20 protein-coding genes are annotated in these 17,207 nt (G+C 64.6%); 7 read left to right on the top strand and 13 right to left on the bottom strand.

Annotated features, from left to right (window positions below; genetic code table 11):
- The first annotated feature begins 295 nt into the window (after positions 1 to 295).
- The 7 genes from ACWD4U_RS23450 (at position 296) to ACWD4U_RS23480 (ending at position 5,577) form a co-directional block, all read left to right on the top strand.
- Positions 296 to 802: a nucleoside-diphosphate kinase gene (locus ACWD4U_RS23450; protein WP_363460655.1), complete on the top strand. Its 507-nt coding sequence runs from the start codon at positions 296 to 298 to the stop codon at positions 800 to 802.
- A gap of 76 nt (positions 803 to 878) precedes the next feature.
- On the top strand, positions 879 to 1,178 hold the full coding sequence (locus ACWD4U_RS23455) for a hypothetical protein (RefSeq protein ID WP_363460657.1): 300 nt from the start codon (positions 879 to 881) through the stop codon (positions 1,176 to 1,178).
- Positions 1,179 to 1,325: 147 nt separating this feature from the next.
- The gene (locus tag ACWD4U_RS23460; protein WP_363460659.1) at positions 1,326 to 1,916 is read left to right on the top strand and encodes a hypothetical protein; all 591 of its coding nucleotides are present in this window, start codon (positions 1,326 to 1,328) and stop codon (positions 1,914 to 1,916) included.
- Between the two features lie 38 nt (positions 1,917 to 1,954).
- Positions 1,955 to 2,716, top strand: coding sequence for an HD domain-containing protein (locus ACWD4U_RS23465; protein WP_363460661.1), 762 nt, complete (start codon positions 1,955 to 1,957; stop codon positions 2,714 to 2,716).
- Between the two features lie 3 nt (positions 2,717 to 2,719).
- On the top strand, positions 2,720 to 4,099 hold the full coding sequence (locus tag ACWD4U_RS23470; RefSeq protein ID WP_449787287.1) for a hypothetical protein: 1,380 nt from the start codon (positions 2,720 to 2,722) through the stop codon (positions 4,097 to 4,099).
- A gap of 75 nt (positions 4,100 to 4,174) precedes the next feature.
- Positions 4,175 to 4,915, top strand: coding sequence for a class I SAM-dependent methyltransferase (locus ACWD4U_RS23475; RefSeq protein ID WP_363459752.1), 741 nt, complete (start codon positions 4,175 to 4,177; stop codon positions 4,913 to 4,915).
- A gap of 65 nt (positions 4,916 to 4,980) precedes the next feature.
- The gene (locus ACWD4U_RS23480; RefSeq protein WP_363459753.1) at positions 4,981 to 5,577 is read left to right on the top strand and encodes an ATP-binding protein; all 597 of its coding nucleotides are present in this window, start codon (positions 4,981 to 4,983) and stop codon (positions 5,575 to 5,577) included.
- Between the two features lie 188 nt (positions 5,578 to 5,765).
- Here the strand turns inward: ACWD4U_RS23480 and ACWD4U_RS23485 are convergent, their stop codons facing one another.
- The 13 genes from ACWD4U_RS23485 to ACWD4U_RS23545 all read right to left on the bottom strand — a co-directional run bounded on the left by ACWD4U_RS23485 (position 5,766) and on the right by ACWD4U_RS23545 (position 16,974).
- Complete coding sequence (locus ACWD4U_RS23485; protein ID WP_363459754.1) at positions 5,766 to 7,103, bottom strand: hypothetical protein; 1,338 nt, start codon at positions 7,101 to 7,103, stop codon at positions 5,766 to 5,768.
- Between the two features lie 165 nt (positions 7,104 to 7,268).
- Positions 7,269 to 8,837, bottom strand: a complete 1,569-nt coding sequence (locus tag ACWD4U_RS23490) for a recombinase family protein (RefSeq protein ID WP_363459755.1) — start codon at positions 8,835 to 8,837, stop codon at positions 7,269 to 7,271.
- 111 nt (positions 8,838 to 8,948) lie between these two features.
- Positions 8,949 to 9,152 (bottom strand): hypothetical protein, encoded by a 204-nt coding sequence (locus tag ACWD4U_RS23495; protein WP_363459756.1) that lies wholly within the window; start codon positions 9,150 to 9,152, stop codon positions 8,949 to 8,951.
- Between the two features lie 66 nt (positions 9,153 to 9,218).
- Complete coding sequence (locus ACWD4U_RS23500; protein WP_363459757.1) at positions 9,219 to 10,202, bottom strand: DUF932 domain-containing protein; 984 nt, start codon at positions 10,200 to 10,202, stop codon at positions 9,219 to 9,221.
- Between the two features lie 78 nt (positions 10,203 to 10,280).
- Complete coding sequence (locus ACWD4U_RS23505; RefSeq protein WP_363459758.1) at positions 10,281 to 10,508, bottom strand: hypothetical protein; 228 nt, start codon at positions 10,506 to 10,508, stop codon at positions 10,281 to 10,283.
- A complete protein-coding gene (locus tag ACWD4U_RS23510) occupies positions 10,508 to 10,720 on the bottom strand; it encodes a hypothetical protein (RefSeq protein WP_363459759.1) in 213 nt (70 codons plus the stop codon). The genes ACWD4U_RS23505 and ACWD4U_RS23510 overlap by 1 nt, the downstream gene beginning before the upstream one ends.
- Positions 10,717 to 10,932 (bottom strand): hypothetical protein, encoded by a 216-nt coding sequence (locus ACWD4U_RS23515; protein WP_363459760.1) that lies wholly within the window; start codon positions 10,930 to 10,932, stop codon positions 10,717 to 10,719. Before ACWD4U_RS23515 ends, ACWD4U_RS23510 begins: the two co-directional genes overlap by 4 nt.
- 6 nt (positions 10,933 to 10,938) lie before the next feature.
- Positions 10,939 to 11,523, bottom strand: a complete 585-nt coding sequence (locus ACWD4U_RS23520; protein ID WP_363459761.1) for an acyl-CoA dehydrogenase family protein — start codon at positions 11,521 to 11,523, stop codon at positions 10,939 to 10,941.
- A gap of 191 nt (positions 11,524 to 11,714) precedes the next feature.
- On the bottom strand, positions 11,715 to 12,296 hold the full coding sequence (locus ACWD4U_RS23525) for a hypothetical protein (RefSeq protein WP_363459762.1): 582 nt from the start codon (positions 12,294 to 12,296) through the stop codon (positions 11,715 to 11,717).
- 121 nt (positions 12,297 to 12,417) lie between these two features.
- Positions 12,418 to 12,684, bottom strand: a complete 267-nt coding sequence (locus tag ACWD4U_RS23530; RefSeq protein ID WP_363459763.1) for a hypothetical protein — start codon at positions 12,682 to 12,684, stop codon at positions 12,418 to 12,420.
- A gap of 113 nt (positions 12,685 to 12,797) precedes the next feature.
- Positions 12,798 to 13,670 carry a replication-relaxation family protein gene (locus tag ACWD4U_RS23535; RefSeq protein WP_363459764.1) on the bottom strand — a complete coding sequence of 291 codons (873 nt, stop codon included), beginning with the start codon at positions 13,668 to 13,670 and terminating at the stop codon, positions 12,798 to 12,800.
- Between the two features lie 19 nt (positions 13,671 to 13,689).
- Positions 13,690 to 14,544, bottom strand: coding sequence for a replication-relaxation family protein (locus ACWD4U_RS23540; protein WP_363459765.1), 855 nt, complete (start codon positions 14,542 to 14,544; stop codon positions 13,690 to 13,692).
- Between the two features lie 147 nt (positions 14,545 to 14,691).
- A complete protein-coding gene (locus tag ACWD4U_RS23545) occupies positions 14,692 to 16,974 on the bottom strand; it encodes a type IV secretory system conjugative DNA transfer family protein (RefSeq protein ID WP_363459766.1) in 2,283 nt (760 codons plus the stop codon).
- Between the last annotated feature and the right edge of the window lie 233 nt (positions 16,975 to 17,207).

A 17,207-nucleotide genomic window follows, 5' to 3' on the forward strand; every position in this document is an offset into this window, starting at 1 on the left:
TGCACCCTGACTGCACTGGTACTGCATGGTGACGTGGCCTGGCTCCGGCCAGACTCTGACCCATGCCAATCAAGACTCACGGCGGAAGCGCCAGTTGTAGGTGCTTCGCTCACCGAGCACGGGCGGGGCCGCAGCGATTCTAGGTGAGCACGAACCGCAAATCCGCCGCTTGCACAACCTCGTGACCGACCACGCAGCTCAAGCGACCGAACCGCTTCACCCACGCCGGTAACCTCAGTGCTGACGGGCTGATCGTTCGTCATATCGCCATGCCAGCAAGCACGAAAGGGAACCCATGGCCGACCAGGTCCAGACGGTCGAGCGCACGCTCGTCCTGCTCAAGCCCGATGCGCTGGTGCGCGGCTTCGCCGGCAAGATCATCGCTCGGTTCGAGGACGCGGCACTCAAGATCGTCGGCACCAAGATGAAGTGGCTGGACGACGAGTTCACCCGCAAGCACTACTTCGACCTGGAGGAGCGGCTCGGCGCCGACGTCTACAACCTGACCGCCACCTTCATGCAGCAGGGGCCGGTCATGGCGCTGGTGCTGGAGGGCTACGACGCCATCGCCACGGTGCGCAAGATCGTCGGTAGCACCTACCCGAACCAGGCGCCGGCTGGCACCATCCGCGGCGACTACTCGCACATGAGCTCTGGCGCCAGCCTGACCGTCGGCAAGGCCGTGGCCAACCTGGTCCACGCCTCCGGCAACAAGGAGGAGGCCGAGCAGGAAGTCGAGCTCTGGTTCGCCAAGGACGAGCTGTTCGAGTACAAGACCTTGGCCGAGTCCTACATCTACTGAGGCCTTGGGCGTCACTCCGGTGGCGCTGCCCGAGTTCAACAGCACGTAAGCGACTGTCACGACGAGAGGGCACCAGATGACCAACCAGACCCGCCTGGCTTCGCCGGCTGAGCTGGAGGCGGCGTTCCAGCAGGAACTGGCGACCGACCGCTGGGCGGCGGCCGAGACGGCATTCGCCTTGGCCCTGCTGCTGCGCGACGCTGGCGAGTGGGACACCTCGCGCCCCTGGGTGAAGCAGTGTCTCGACCTGCTGGAGGGCTTCCCCGCCGACAGCCTGGAGCAGGTAGCCACCAAGCGCACCAGCATCGGCGGCGTGCCGCTGCCGAACTACCTGCACGAGGGTGTCGTTCGCGAGCGGTTCGGCGAGCTGGCCTGACGTAGCTGCTGGTGGTGCGGTCAGGGAAGCAGTGACCGGCCGCACCACCAGTGCACCACACCAACTGAATTCAGTGACTGCTTGGGCAGGGGGTACCTGGCGCCAGCTCGGCCCCATCCGGCATGCCCAAAACTGGAAGGAAGACCGTTGGCCATCGAGATCGAGATGCGCGCCCGGTTCGACAAGACCACCCACGACGCGCTGGTGGAGCGGCTGGCCAGCGAGGGCGAGGACCTGGGCCAGGACAACAAGCTGATCCACTTCTTCGTGCTGCCGAACCAGCTACTGAAGATCACCGACAACCAGTCGGCTGGCACCGCCAAGATCACGCTCAAGGACAGCAAGATCGGCCAGGGCGCTGCCTTCGGCGAGACCGAGTTCCCGATCGCTCAGGAGGACGTGGCCAAGGCCGTCCAGCTCTTCGGCGCGCTCGGCTTCGAGGACACCCGACACGAGGCGTTCAACTTCCGTCGCAACTTCCAATTTCGGGGCGTCGAGATCGCAGTGAAGTGGAGCGACGCCTGGGGCTACCACGCCGAATTCGAGCGTCTGCTGCCCGACGACGCGTCGGACGCGGCCCGTGACGAGGCTGCCGCCGAGATCATCGATGTGGCCGCTGAGTTGGGCATCCGGCTGATGAGCGAGCAGGAGCTGGCCGAGTTCACCGCCTCCTTCGAGGCCGCCGAGCAGGCCCGCAAGGCCGCCGCTCAAGTTTCGGCGCCGGTCGAACTCCGGTAGGTCTGCCCGTCTCAACCACCAAGGGGGTGGGCTGCACCATGAGCACGACACACACGGCCAGCCTGGTCGAGTTGGCTGCCCGCAAGCAGTTACCGCACCACCAGTTCACCGACGCCGCCACGGTTGAATGGATCAAGGCCAACCGGCCCGACTTCCTGCCGGCCTGGCCGCCGCCGCTGCGCCTCACCACCAAGGCCTTGGTCGAGCAGGCCTCGATCCCCGCCGAGTGGTGGGCCGAGCCGCAGCTGGCCGACTCCATTCACGGCCGCCGTCACGGCCTGCGCGTCGCCACCCTCACAGCGCTGCTGGCCGACTGGTACACCCTGGACGAACCGGACACGGCCAGCGCGGTCATCGCGGCGGCCGTGCACGACTGCCAGCGTCACCACGACAAGGACGACCCGGGACACGGCGCTCGGGCAGCGGTCGCGCTGGCGGCCAACGCCGACGTGGTCTGGTCTCACTTCGGGGCAACGCCCAACCCGCGGGACGTGATCCGCGCGGCTACGGCGGTCCGACTGCACGAGGTGCCCTACGAGGAGTTCACCGCCGATGACCGAGCTGACTACGCCCGGGCCGAGCGGATCTGCGACCTGGTGAAGGTGGCTGACGCCTTGGACCGGTTCCGCCTGCCGAAGTTGTCGTGGTGGCCGGACAGCCGGTTCGTCCGTGAGCCGACCTTCGAGCAGCTGAAGCCGCTGGCCTTCGACCTGGTGGTCATCTCCGAAGCGGCGTTCCTGGCTGGCGCCTCGAATGTCGAGGCAGTCCGGTTCGCCTGCGCCGATAAGGGGCTGCTGTAGGCCATGGACTTCCTCAACTCCTACGAGCTCTGGGCCGACGCGCACGCCTTCTTCGGGGCCAGCCTCGTCCCAACCCTGCCCAACACCGACGATCCGCTCGGCGTGCAGAAGGCCGCCTGGACCGATCGGTTGGCCCTCGGCACTCCCAACGGCCACCTGTTGCGCCGCAACGCGCTGTTCGACGCCCTGGCCAGCGGTGGCAAGCTGCACCTGCTGCACGTCACCCACGCCCTGGAGAAGATCAGCCAGGACGGCGTGCTGTACCCGTCCGGCGGCTGCTTGGTGGGCAGCATCTACTGTGCACCTCTCACCGCGACGAACTGCGGCTTCCGGCCGCACAATCTCGGCTCGTACGTGCTCACCCGTGAGGCGCCGGCCTTCCTGGCGAAGATCGGGCAACCAGACCATGCGCCCACCCCACTGATCTTCGAGCTGAACCTGCCGCCGCAGGCGTACTCGGGGCTGGCCGGGGTGGACTACCTCCGGCTCGGCTCGATTCACCTGGCCATCTACACCCACCTCGAATACCTGCTGAGCAAGGCCGAACGCCACCAGCTGCGCGAGACGGTGGTCAGCCGGGTGAAGAACTCCACCGCCTTCCTAGCGCTGGCCGCCGCCATCGCCTACCAGGGGGCGACCGTGGAGCCGGCAGACTTCTTACGCCAGCTCGATGCCACCATCCCGCGGCTGCCGATCCTCGGCTACCTGTTCTTCGAGGCGCTGTCCGAGTACGTGATGCTGCACTCCACCAGCTCGCGCACGCGGCGGCTGGCCGAGCTGGGCGAGTTCAACAACTGGCTCTACAAGGAGATGCTGTTCGCGGTGCCGGGGATGATCGGCCGGTTCGACTTGGCCAAGTTCCACGTGCCCGACCTTGCCGACATGCTGCAGAACGTCGACCGTACGCTCGACCCGAACGCGGCGGCGGCCTACCTCACCGACCGCATCAGCCATCTGGTAGCCGCCCGCCTCTTCACCCCGGGCCAGGTGCCGGACCGCTGGCGTCACACCAAGTGGGAGTTCGACAGCCTCAGCAGCCAGCTCGGTCCCCTGCTCGGCCACCTCATCCACCGCGAGCTTCGCACCTTCGGCCGTTCACCGGACTTCTACTTCTACTTCGACCAGGTCAAGGCGCTCCAGGCCTGGAACTACTGGAACCACCTCGACATCCCCGTGCCGTTCAACGGCACCATCCCCAAGGGCGAGATCGGCATCAACCCGGCCTATCCGGACCTCGAGTACCGGGTCTGGCGTGCTGAAGCCGACGAGGCCGGCCACCTCCACCCGACCGAGCAACTGGACCTCACCGTTGCTCCCCGCCTGGTTGATCTCCGCGCCACTCTGATGCGCAACAACCAGTGGTCCGCCGCCACTGCGGCCTGACCCACTTCGCGCCGCCGCGCTCCTGCGGCTCGACGCCCGCCATCGCCATCACCTGCCAGATGGGAGACGTTTGCCATGCCGCGGAACATTTCCGGCATATCGTCCATTGACCTGCTCGGCGAGCAGATGACCGCGCTGCTGGCCGACCCCGCCCTGGGCCATGGTCTGACGCGCACGTTGCGAGCTGCCCTCAAGGAAGTCGAGCTCAGCCGCTACCACCGGGCCAGCCAGCGGGCCTACCCGAACGGCTTGGACGAGCAGCCGACCAAGGTGCAGATCGGCGGCGGCAACCACCAGATCGACGGCTTCTTCAACATCGACTTGGTGCCACCGGCCGACCTGCTCTGGGATGTACGTGAAGGCCTCCCGTTGAAGGACAACAGCGTCGAGCTGCTGTTCAACGAGCACATCCTGGAACACCTCGACTACCCGCGGTCGGCCAAGGGCTTCGCCCGCGAGGCCTTCCGTGTGCTTGGCAGCGGTGGCCAGATCATCACCGGTATGCCGGACGCCGCCTACGTGCTCAACCGCTACCCGGCTGCCCCGGCCGGGGCCACCGAGATGATCGACCGCTGGTACTCCAAGCGCAGCTGCGTTGGGGACATCAACACCTTCCTCGACCTCATCAACTACGTCTTCCGCGACCAGGACGACGACCCTAGCTACACCCCGCACCTGTGGGCGTACGACTTCGAGAAGCTGGCCCAACTGTTCACCGAGGCCGGCTTCACCACCGTGAAGCGCTGGCCCTTCGACCCCACCCTGGCCAACCCGAAGCGCGAGTGGGCCAGCATCTACGTCATCGCCACGAAGTAGCTCCGCCCCAACCAGCGCGGTGGTCTGGGCGCACCGGGCCACCGCCTCGCCGGGAGGCGTCTGCAATGCCGCAAGTCCCCACTGCGCCCCGAAGCTACCTGTTGCTGGCCGACACCCCCAACGCCGTCGGCTGGGCCAGGCGCCACACTCGCGACATGCTGACCCGCTGGCGGATGCCGCCCGACCTGACCGACAAGGTGCTGGTGGTCGTGTCGGAGCTGGCCACCAACGCGGTTCAACACCCCGGCTCGAAGCAGCCGGAGCGGCTGACCTCAGCCGAGCTCTCGAAAGTGCACGCCTTCGGGCTGGACCTTCATCTGAATGGACAGGCCATCCTGGTGCAGGTCGCCGACCGTGACCCACGCCCGCCGGTGCTTCAGCACGTCAGCGAAGATGCCCAGAGCGGGCGCGGCATCTTCTTGGTCGAAGAGATGAGCAGCCAGTGGGGCTTCTACTACCCGCCGAGCGGCGGCAAGGTGGTCTGGGCCGAGCTGACGCCCAGCACGCAGGAGCCACCGGCTGAGCCCTCGACAGCCGTTCCACGGCCAGTGTCGAACCGCGCGGGTCGAGCCAAGCCACTCCAGCCCCTCACCAACGAGCAGCTACGGCTTGACGACCCACTCCTTATGGGCCGAGTACTGGTCGGGCTGCGGGAACTGTAAGGCCGTCGCGCAACTGATCTGATTCAGCCCGAGGAGCAAAGAAGAGCCCCCGAAGCTGTCGCTGCGGGGGTTCTTAGGTTGCAGATGCACGAGGCATTGCGGCCCATTAGGGCCATGCATCCGGCTAAGCCGACCCGCTCCTGTGGGGCCAGCTCTGCGACCCTTATGCCATCCGCCCGGCTCCACACCTATTTCGGTGTTATTCCGCGCTCCCGCAACTCCGCGTACAGTTGCTCCGACCGCTCAAAAACCCAATGAGCAAGCCTAAGAGCGTTAATGGGTGTATGACCTTCAACCTTGTGCCGCGAAAGCCACGTATCCAATACCATGGAGACCCACCCAGAAAGCTGGCCAAGCAGCCCCAGCGGGTGATCGCCGATGGCGCCAAATTCGGTATCCCGATTCATGGCTCGGATGATCTGAACTATCGCTTCGTAGCGAGTCAAGAAGTCGGGATGAGTCTCTTGAGAACCGCTGCCAGCTATCCAGGAGTCATTGATATGCGCCAGTGCAGTGAGGCCGATAATCGAGCCGATGGTGGCGCGGTAGGTTCGCTCCCTTGATCGCACCCCAGCAAGCTCGCCAGTAATGATAAGCACCGCCAGAGCATCCGCTCGCAACTCATCGACCTGAGCCGCATTCAGCTCCTCACTGCCCATCGGAGCACTATACTGCTTCAAGGCGTCATCTAAGGCCTTGTTGATATGGGCAGCTTGTCGATATCCATCATCTGTGTGACCGAGAAGGTGATGGGCAAACTCATGCGCAATCACAAACTCTTCGATGGACACGACAGCCTTGGCGTAACTTTCTTGGCTGCGGCCTGCTGGAAGCTCTCGCAAGAGCGGATGGGCAGCGCGAATTGATCCCTGCCGAAGCCAGCTGGCTCTAGACTGTTCCGCCACAAGGATGGGCTCGAAACCGCCGCGCTCGACCTCCTCAAGGATCATCAGCAAAATCTCATTATCCTCGTCATCCTGGTCGTCCCAGTCGATCTTTGAGCCGAGAGTCTCGATCATGGCGAAGTACTTGCTGTACAGGACCGCATAAATCATTGCGGCGGCCGTGATGCCATAGTTCATTTCAACTACGCCCACCTCGCCCGATCGCCATGCTTCAGCGTTGGCAGCACCGAATAGATTTCTACCTACGTAGATATTCCGAACGCGCGCCTTCCACGGCCCTGGGAGCAGGTTGATGAGATCCTCGGCCACGGCAGCAATTTCCGGGCAATTTGACCGTTCAGGCACGGTCTCCAGATACTCGGCGAACCGAGGGTTCTTGAGCAGCTCCGTGTTGCCCTGCGACTGAAAGAGCGTCTTCCAGATATTCTGGTCAGGCAGCCTCCGGACCTCATGGAATGACTTCCTGGATTGCGCAAGGTTGAGCACATCTACCCCCAGACTCAAAGCACTGGTCACCCGCCCAGGTGAAGATACACCCGCAAAAGAGCCTGCCGCACGAGATCCAGGAAGTTGATCACCCGAGACATCGAAGCTGCGGAGCCGACCAACTTGCTCGCTCATCGCCAATCTGCCCAACCGCCTGGCTATTGAAAGGGGCTCGATGTTCATATATCTTGAGAGCTGGCGACCTTAAGGGCCGCCAGCTCGGCAGCTATGCGCCGCATCTACTCCACACGGGGAAACGTGGAAAGATGCGAAGCATCAAAGGCTAATTAGCTATTGACGTCACTGGTCGAACAGTGCTCGAATAGTATTCGCAGCTGCCCGCCAAGAGAAACGAAGAGTCCCAGTAGGGGCTTTTTTCGTTTCTGTACAGCCTAAATTGCCAGGTTCGAATTTATCGCTATTGGGCCCGTCCAGCGGCAGGACCTCGGCCAGCAGCCACCTCGCACGCTGGTTGTACGTCGGTTCAAGCTGCTCACCGTCGAGGGTGAGCCTGTCGAACAACTCACCCATGAGCTCCCGCTTCCGGTCGTTGTCTTGCGACTGCCGGAACTCGTCGGCCGCCTGCTGGGTCATCTCCACGAAGCTGAATGCCTTGTCGAGGTACGACGTGTCGTCGGCCTCCATCGCCCTCAACTGCCTTGAGATATCAGCTTGCTGGGCATGTAGCGATACGGCCTTCACGTCGTAGTCACCTGCACTGATGCGGCCATCCAGCCGGTCGTCGTACAGGACGGTCAGCTTGGCCTTGATTCGCTCGACTTCTTGCTTCAGCCCTTCCTGGGCGACCTCCTGGAGCGACAGCTGCGCTCGTAGGCCGGCCTCGATCTCTGCCTTGAGCCATGCGGCCAGACGTGGCCGTGGAGCCCGGAGCCCGCTCATCGCGCTGACCACCTGCCGCTCGACCAGCTCTTGCCGGACGAAGCGTCGCCGGCTGCACGCCCGCGGCTTCGGGCACTTGCCGTACCAGGAGCCTTTCTGGTTCTCCCAGACAAGCAAGCCCTGGCAGGCCGAGCAGGTCACCAGGCCCTGGAACAGCGGGTGATGTGTCCGGTACCGCTGGATCTCGTGGCTGCTGCGCGACAACGCCCGCTGCACCTTCTCGAACAACTCCACCGCGATCATCGGGTCGTGGCTGCCGGGGTACTGCTTGCCGTTCCACCGGATCACGCCGATGTAGTACGGGTTGTGCAGCATCCGGAAGACCCGGTCGCGCTTCAGCGGCTTGCCGTCGATCAGCAGGCCGCGCCGGGTCATCTCATCGGCTAACGACGTTATGGTGAAGTGCTTGGTCGCTGCCAGCTTGAACATCTCCACGATAAGCGGCGTCATCTTTGCCATCGGCCGATGAAGCTTCCGACCCCCATCCAGCACGGTTTCGTATCCGGGTGGTGGCGGCGCTGGCAGCCAGCCTTGGCGCAGCTTCTCTGTCTGCCCTTTGCGGACTTCCTCGCTCAAGTTGTCGGTGTAATTCTTAGCGACCACAACATGCATACCCCAGACGAACTTGTCCTGCGAGGACGAGTTCTTGTGGAGTACGAGCGAGTTCTTAGGGCAATGCAGCCGACGGCGCTCGTCCGTCTCCAGCCACGCTTCGACCATGACGGCGTCCGTCAGGTTGCGCAACAGGCGGTCGACCTTCTCACACACAAAGTGGAGGATGTTCTGCTTCTTCAAGTAGGCCATAGCCTCGTTAAACGTCTTGCGCTGCACCGCTTTGGATGCGCTTTCCGAGATGAAGAAGACTTTGACGACCTTCAAGCCGGCTCGCTCGCAGTAGTCGCGCAGGTAACGCTCCTGCGCTTCGAGTGAGTACCCTTCTTGCTCTTGTTCTTTGCTCGACACCCTCACCAGGATGACGACTTGTGTTAAGTTGCTACTCGTAGAACCTCCTTCTCCGGCATTGCCGGATAGTTACTGAAAGTTCCCCGTGCGCGCATTATGCGACATTCCCATGGGGAGTCAAGCATTAGCACGACGCTTCGCGGCTTCATGCTCAGCCACTCGACGCTGCACGGCCAGCTTGGTGAGGGCGGTATAAAAGCGAGTGAGCCAGTCGGCGACCTCAGCGACTTCCTTCGAGCTGAAGCGCCGACCGTACTCGTCGCGCAGGATAGACCGGAGTTCGTCCAGTGATTGAGCATGACTCCGAGAAAGGTTGGGCATGTGGAACCTCCTTGATAAATAAAGAAACCTGCCCGGACCAGATAACTGGGCCGGGCAGTTGATGTGTTACGCCCGGACGACTTCTCGCGCGAGCTTCAGCGCCTGAGCCTTCAGCGGCTCGGGCTTGATGAGCGTCCGGTTGAGCTTGGTTTCCCAGCTGTGGCACCGCCGTACGTGGTCCAGGTACTCGCCAGCGGCCTGTACGAGGCCGTAGGCGCTTTCCGAAATCGGAGCGGTAGTCGGAGACGCCAGAATGTCCCGAACGGCCTTACGGGCCTCCTCGACGTTTCTGGCGACTCGGTCAGTCACCAGCCCCTCGGGCGGCATGGGGATGAACTCCCGGACGAACAGCTCGCGCTGCTTGGGGGTGACGCGGATGCCCAGCAGCTCAGTGGCCAGTTCCTCGTACGCCTTCAGTTCTCGCCTGGCCCCGGTGACGGCTCGGCGGGCTTCTTCGAGCCGGTCGCGCCAGCGGCGCTTGTGGACGAACGAGAAGGTGGTGCCGGTACGCTCACCCTCCAGCTCGGCCGCGCGGAAGGTGTTGGCGCAGACGATGCGCACCGCCGTGGCGCGCAGGTTGCAACCGCCGGGTTGACCGTGTCGGTTGGTGATGCCGAGGTACGGCAGGGTCAGCGAGTCATCGCCGGGCAGCTGGATCGGTTCGTCCAGCAGCGCCAGGCACCAGACCGAGCGGCCACCGTCCAGCGCGCCGGCCGTTTCCCACTTCACGTTGGGTTGGGCCAGGACGGCTTCTACGATCTCGCCCATCTCCTGGTGGTCGATGACCGTGTAGCTTTCCCGGTTGATCCACAGCGTGGCGTGGGTGTCGGACCGCACGATGCGCTGCCAGCCCTCAACAGGTTGGTACAGCGACTGGCCGTGCTCATCTACCCCGACCAGCTCGAACACCGGCTCGGTGGTGGGGTTCCAGGTGAGGCCGGCAAGCTGCCGAGCCTCCTCCCAGGTGGTGGGGTGCTGATCGAGGACCAGGCCTTCGCGGTGCCAGGGCATCTCCCGGACCGAGAACATCGAGTCAACGTTGGCAGGCATGGTTGCTTTCCTTGATCTTGAGCATGAGAAAGGCAGCCCACCTGGGGTTGATGAGCTGCCGGTTGGTTGAAGGAGGGGCTACCGCAGACGACCGCGCAGGTCGTTCCAGCCGTAGCCGCAGTTGGGGCTGGGCTCGCCGATGAGCACTTCTACGGGCACCACGTCGGTGTCCTCGTTCTCCCAGCGGTGACGCGCCAGCACGTGGAGGACGGCGTCGAGGGCGCAGCAGTAGTCGAGGACGTAGGTGTACGGCTTCTCGCCGTCGTAGCGTTCGACGCCCGCGACGGTCACCGTGTAGGTGCTCATCACGGTTCGCCGGCCTGCTCAGCGGTGAAGTTGAGCAGCGCCCGGTCGACCAGCACCTCGTAGTCGAGGCCTTCGGCCACGGCCAGGTGGTACAGGTCGGCGAGCAGGTCGCTGATCTGGGTCTCGATGGATTCGATGTGCTCCCAGTCCCCATCCGGAAACTGGTCAACGTACGCCTCCACCGCAACTCGGGCCGCCTCAATCATGATCACGGTGACCACTCCGTTCCGCCGGTGGGCTGCTCGACGTCGACGTACTCGAGCGCAGCAACCTCGAAGGTGCTGGCCGGGTGGACGGCATCGGCGTAGCCGGCCACAGCCAGACCGGTGAAGAACCGGATCTGCTCGGCCAGCCAGCGGCGGGCGAGCTCCTGGTCCACCTCCTTACAGCCGGAGGCGAAGGTGATACGCAGCAGCAGGTCCATGACGGCCTACAGCTCGGTCACCGTGCTGATGTGCACGTCATACGAGGAGGAGTCGGTATCGACGTTGTCCAGCTCGGACAGGTCCGGCGTCAGGTAGTGCTGAGCGTCGTCCTCGGCAGCGTCGATGCTGCTGTTGTCGACCTCGTAGGAGCCGGAGATCGTGTACTCGACCTTGACTCTGGTGCTGTAGGGCGCGAAGTCGAAGGCGGCCAGGAATTCGTCCAGCCCGCCGCGGCAGATCAGCCCCTCCTCGTGCCGCTCGATCGCGTACTCGCGGATCTCCTCCAGCTGAACCTCGTGCGCTCGGTCCTGTTCGACGATCTTCTGCAGGGCGGTCTCCTGCACCAGCTTCAGCGCGCCGTGCAGCTGTTCAGCCTGGACAGCGTGGTCGGTGACGAAGTCGGCTCCCAGCGAGGTGGTGGCGGTAGTGGTGACACGGCCGGCCTGGAACAGCTCGACCAGGCCAGTGGCCGGGTCGAGCAGGCGCAGGATGACGCCGGTCTGGTCGCCCATCTGGACGACGGCGGGCAGCATGGCTGCCAGGTCCCGCGGCGCGATCTCGCGCAGTATTTCAACGGTCAGCTCAGACATGGCTGACGCTCCTTCATACATGAAAGTGCAAGTGCTGATTCCGGTTTGAGGCCCAGCACTCGTGGCCCCGGGCAAACGCCCGCCCGGACGGCCGAGGGTGCTGCTCGGCGGGCCAGGTGGACGTTCGATGTGGTGAAGGAAGGTGGAGCCCGTGCTGGCGGGCACGGGCTCCGGTTGGTGTGGGGCAGCCACTACAGCTCCTCGGTGGCGACGTTGAGCACGAAGTCCACCTCCTGATCGGCGACATCGAGCACGCCCATCAGGTCGGGGCCGAGGTGCGCTTCGGCTTCGCGGATCGCGGCCAACGGGCTGCTGTTGACCTCGTAGCTGCCGGAGATGGTGTAGGTGACCTTGGTACGGCAGCCGTACGGCTCGAACCCGAACTCCTCCAGGAAGGCGTCCAGTCCCTGCTGGTCGATGACGCCCTGCTCCCGGGCGGCGATGGCGTACTGCCGGATCGCGGCGAGTTGCTCAGTGTGGGCCTGGCGCTGCTCGGCGTGAGCCTCGAAGGCCACCCGCCGGCAGATGGTCAAGGCCTCGACGGCCTCAGCCAGCGCGGCGGCTTGGGCGGCCGGGTCGGTGATGGGCTCGAAGTCGAGAGCGGCTACGGCAACCTGGACGATCTGGGCGGCGTGGTACAGCTCAACGCGGTGATCGCCGAGCTGGCGCAGGATGACACCAGCTCGTCCGTCGATCTGGACAGCAGCCGGCAACAGCCCCGCCAGCCCTTCGGGTGCAATCTCGCGCAGGGTTTGGACGGTCAGCTCGGACATGGCTGACTCCACTTCGTTGCAAGGTGCAAGCGCTGATTCGGAGACGGGCTCAGCACTCAGTGGCCCCGGGCAGACGCCCGCCGAACTGGCCATCGCGATGGCCAGTCGGGGTGGACGGCCGCTACAAGCGGGCCTGGCAGCGGTAGCAGCGCTCGTTGTCCGTGCGCTCCCACTCAGGCATCACCTTCGGAAAGCGGTATGTGCTGAAGCTGTTCTCATCGAGGCGGTTGATATCCAACCGCTTCGCTTCGTGATCGAGGCATTGCTCGGCGCTGGGCCATTGTGTGCCGAAGAGGTCAATGTCGTTGGGGGTGAATAATTCCCTTATGCAATCGGCGCAGTATGACTGCTCGCCGTAGTAATAGGCAGGTGCGTAGTATGTTCTCATCGGGGGTCGTCTCCATGCCACATGTGGCAGTTAGGTTGGCGTGACCGGACGTGAGCTTGTATGGCACAAGCAGGAACCAGCCCCCTTCTGGTTGCATATATTGTGGAATCGAGCTACGTGAAGCCGAGGAGCGAAATGGCGTCGGCTGGCGTGGCCACTGTGAACAAATTTCTTATTCGCTCTGGCCGGTTGCCGACCACGGCCTGGATACGGGCGACCTCATCGGCCGTCGGGGCAAGCAGCAGAATGCGGGGCAGCCGGCTATCCAGGCGCTGCTGGCAGAAGCAGGCATATTGATAGAAGTTAGCACATGCCGTTGAAATCCGGCCGCCTTTCTCATCGTTGTGATACGCAGCTACGAGCCAAGGTTGTTCCGCACCCCCTCTGGCCACCGAGAACATCGCGTCTGGCTTGACCAGAATTTCGTCTTCTACGTCCTCTCGGTCAAGGCCGTGATACTTCCGCCAAGCATCGGGATAAGCCTGAAAGCGCAGCGGGCTGACTCCTCCTCGGCGGGCGTTATCAGCGAGCCGTACAAACAGCTCGGTCACGGCTAACCGATGCCGTAAGGCCGTCCCGTACGGCGCGGCGGTCGGCGACAAGGCAACCCGTGTATCGGCAGCAACGCCACTGAGCCAGCGGCCGACCTCGGTAGGGATAAGGACATAGCCCATGACCAAAGGTCGTTTTTCGCGCTTTATGAGATGGAGCTGTTCCAGCCGCTTGGCACAGAGGCTGGCCTTACGGGTGCGCTTGGCGACGTCGGCCTCAGCGGGAAACACGTAGCGACCTAACTGCGCCACGGTGGCGGCATGGACAGTCGCGAGCATCACCAGTGCGCTCTTTTCGTCCTCCAGGAGCCCAGTGGCTGTGGCTCGATACGGCACCAGGAGGTAGCGGGTGGCGACTTCCCGGCTGACCGAGCGCTGAAGTAGGCGATCGGCATGAGCCTCAATATCGTAATTTCGCTTGACGAAGTTCAGCATTAGTACGGTGCGTCCTTGTTTAGGTGTTGCTCGTAGTGGCAGCGGGAAGGGGCTGGTGCAGCGCCTCGACGGCCGCCGCCTCGGTGGTGACGACAAACAGCCCTTGGGCATCGGCTGGCTGCTGAGTGACCACGTGGCGGATGACGGCGGCTCGGGCTTCATCAGGGACGATGAACATGACGCCAGGGAAGACGCGGTGTCGTTCCTGCTCCACCCCGGTCAACTCGTACGCCCGGTACACGCGGCACTTCTCGTCCAACCGCTTCGGTGGCTCGGTGGCGCGGTCGATCTCAACGAACCAGTTCAGTCGCGGCTGGTCTTCGACGCGGAGTCTGACCAGTGCGTCGGGGCGGCAGTACTCCTGCCCGTAGGTCATGGGGTTGCGATACACCCGCCAGGCGGCCGTCTCGGCCTGGAACTCGATCACTTCCGAGGTGCCGTCCCGTGCCCGCTCGGCCAAGCGGACGTACAGCTCGGTGATGGCCAGCCGGTGGGTCAGGAAGGCATCGGCTGGTCGCCAGTCGCGGCGCTTGCCGGCCCCGGGCACGTTGGTCGCGCCGATCAGCTTGGTGCCGACGGGCGTCAGCACGTGCACGTAGCCCGGCTTGCCCGGCCAGCGCTGGCGGGACAGATCGCGGTAGCGCCGCACCAGTCCGCAGTCGATCAGTCGTCGCAGGTTCCGGTGAGCCAGGGGACGAGCAGTCGTCGGCTGGTAGTCAGCGAAGGCGACCCGGGCGACTTGCGCCGCGGTGGCCAGGTGCACGGTGCCCAGCACCCGCAACACGGCCAGCTCCCCAGACGTGAGGCTGTCGGCCAGCACGGCGAGGCGTGAGGCAGTGATGCGACGGACCGACGGCTTGGGCGCTTGGGACATAAGGAGTTCTCCAGTGAGCTAAAGATGATGAAGCGAGAGGGAGATAGTCGGCTCGCTTAAGGTCTGGGATCAGGGCTCTGACCAGGTATGACGGCCGATGAGGCCAGGCGGGCTTTTGGCAGGGTTTCGAACACCCGCCGCCTCGCTCTACCCGCTGCCGCGAGGGCTCTCGGCACCACTGGCCGGACGGGCTTGCCGGCGTTCAGCGATCTCCTGCTCAACTTCGGCACGGTCACGTCCGAAGGCCTGCCTCGAGTAGGCGCGGGCCTGCTGGCCGAAACCCGTGGTCGGCGGCGGAGCGCTGGTGGCGATGGTCACCGGCTCGCTCACCTGGCCGTTCGTCACGACGGCCGCCACGGCGGTGCGCGGCTCCAGCGTCAGCAGGTCCTCGGGCTTCACCAGCGGCCCAAGCGACCGGGCCAGCGTAGTGGCGTCGTCCGCCCCAGGCTGGAGCACCACCTTGGTGCGGGCCTCGCTCAACAAGGCGGCTCGTAGGTGCGGCGGCACCTGGGTGATGTGCTGGAGGGCAGCCACGATGCCGAGGAAGTGTCCACGGGCCCGAGCCAACATGTCGGACAGGTCAGCCCCACTGCGCAGGAAGCGCGCAGCTTCATCGATGTAGAGGAACGTCGGCCGGCGCTGCTCACGGCTGACGGCTGCCCGGCGCATGGCCGTGTTCCAGACCATCCCGACCAGCAGCCCACCGAGCAGGTCCACGGCGTACGAGCCGGCCAACCCCGAAGGCAAGGCCACGAGCAGGATCTTGCCCTGGTCAATGACCTGCTGCATGGTCCAGGCCGGCCGCGCTTGGCCGAGCATGGCCCGCAGCTGGCGGCGATCGGTCAGGGGTGACACCTTGTTGATGACCGCTGACACCGCTTGGCCTCGTTCGCCTTCGCTCCACGCGTTGAAGCGGGAAAAGAACGCTCCTACGGTCGGAGCGAAGGCAGGATCGAGGCGGGCCAGCAGCGAGGCACGGAAGGCGTCGTTGGTCAGCACCGGCTGCAGCTCGACTAGCGTCATGCCGGGCGTGGCGGCCAGCAGCACCAAGGCCGACTTGAGGACTTCCTCCAGCCGCGGTCCCCAGCTGTCGGCGTTGGCCCGGATCAGCTCCAGCACCTGGTCGGCCACCAGCTCAGCATCTTCCTTGGCACAGGCCAGTGGGTTGACGCCCACCGGCCGGTCGTCGGCCGCGTCGAGGTAGATCAGGTCGTGAACCCGGTGCTCGGGGATGCGGTCGGCTACGTCGCGCGCCAGATCACCACCGGGGTCGAGCAGGATGACGCCGCGGCCGGCCTGGATGTCCTGGGTCAGCTGGCCCAGCAGCAGCGTGCTCTTACCGGAACCAGTTGGTCCGGTAACGAGCTGGTGCATCAGCCCGTCGGTGGCGGTGACCGCGATGGGTCGCTGCATGCCATCGTAGACGGCGGTGCCCAGCACTCGGCCCTGCGAGGTCAGCTGGCGGCTCGGCGGAAAGACTCGACCACCCCGCAGGCTCAAGCCCGGCACGGTGGGGCCGGCCAACGGCCAGCCGATCATGGTGGCGACTTCGCGAGCGTTGACGTGCATCGGTGCCGCCGGCCAGCCGGTAGTGGCGTTGGCCAGCAGCTTGGCCGCGCGCCGGGGCAACCAGCGCGGCACCAACGCCGCGCCATTCTGGTCAAGCTGGTGCAGGGTGGCCATGAGCCGGCCGACCAGGAAGTGGGCCCGGGCTTGGTTCGGCGCAGTGGCTCCAGCCGTACCGACGACGGCGAACCAGGGCTCGGCGGTCTTGGCGGCGAAGTCGGCCAACACCTGCCTGTTCGGCTTGGGCGGTGGGGCGGCCGTGAACAGCCGCGCCACCTCTTGCAGCCACGGTGGTAGCAGTTCCCCTTCAGCCCGGTGGTGGGCCAACGGCTTCGCTGGCGTCCGCACGGGAGCAACGACGAGCTGGTACAGCAGCGTCTCGCCCCGGCCGATCGGTTGGAAGGTGCTGAGCAGGCTGGTGGCGAACACCTCAGCCGCGTCCGTCCGCAGGGGGCGGGCCGTCGTGGTGAGGTGAATGCGCCGCAGCCAACGGGCCTCCGGCAACGCCGGGGCCACCAGCTCGGTGGTGCGCAGACCCGACACGATGCCGCGCAGCTGGCGCAGCAGCACGTCGGCCTGGTGCTCGGGCAGCCGCAGCCGGTACTCGATGCGGCCGACGAGGCCCACCGTCTCGAACACGGCGGAGTCGCGGCCGAACAGCCAGCCTCGCTCCGGGCGCAACCGCGTCAAGGCGTGCAGAAAGGCAGTGACCTGCTGGATAGACAGGTCACGCGGGAATTCGAGCCGGTAGGTCAACCGGCCAGCGTCTCGGGCTTGTTGATCGCGCAGGCGCAGAATCAGGATGAATGCGGTAGTGGCGCTAAAAAGCGCAGCGCTGGCGACCAGCGAGGTTGTGTCGCTCATGGACGCCCTCCAGCATAAGAAGAGCGTTCATGAGTGGCACCGGAGCCCGAGACGCTGCAATTCTGCAACGTCTCACCTGGCACATACCCCCCAGAGCCACAAAAATCCGCCGAGGCGAACTTTGTGGCGGTTGTGTAGATTGATGACTGCTCGCTCAACCCACAGTTAAATATTAGCATGAAATTGCCCCATTTGTCAATAGCCTTAAGGCTTAGCCAAGCCTTTTCTATCTG

This window comes from Kitasatospora sp. NPDC002522 (assembly GCF_053595195.1).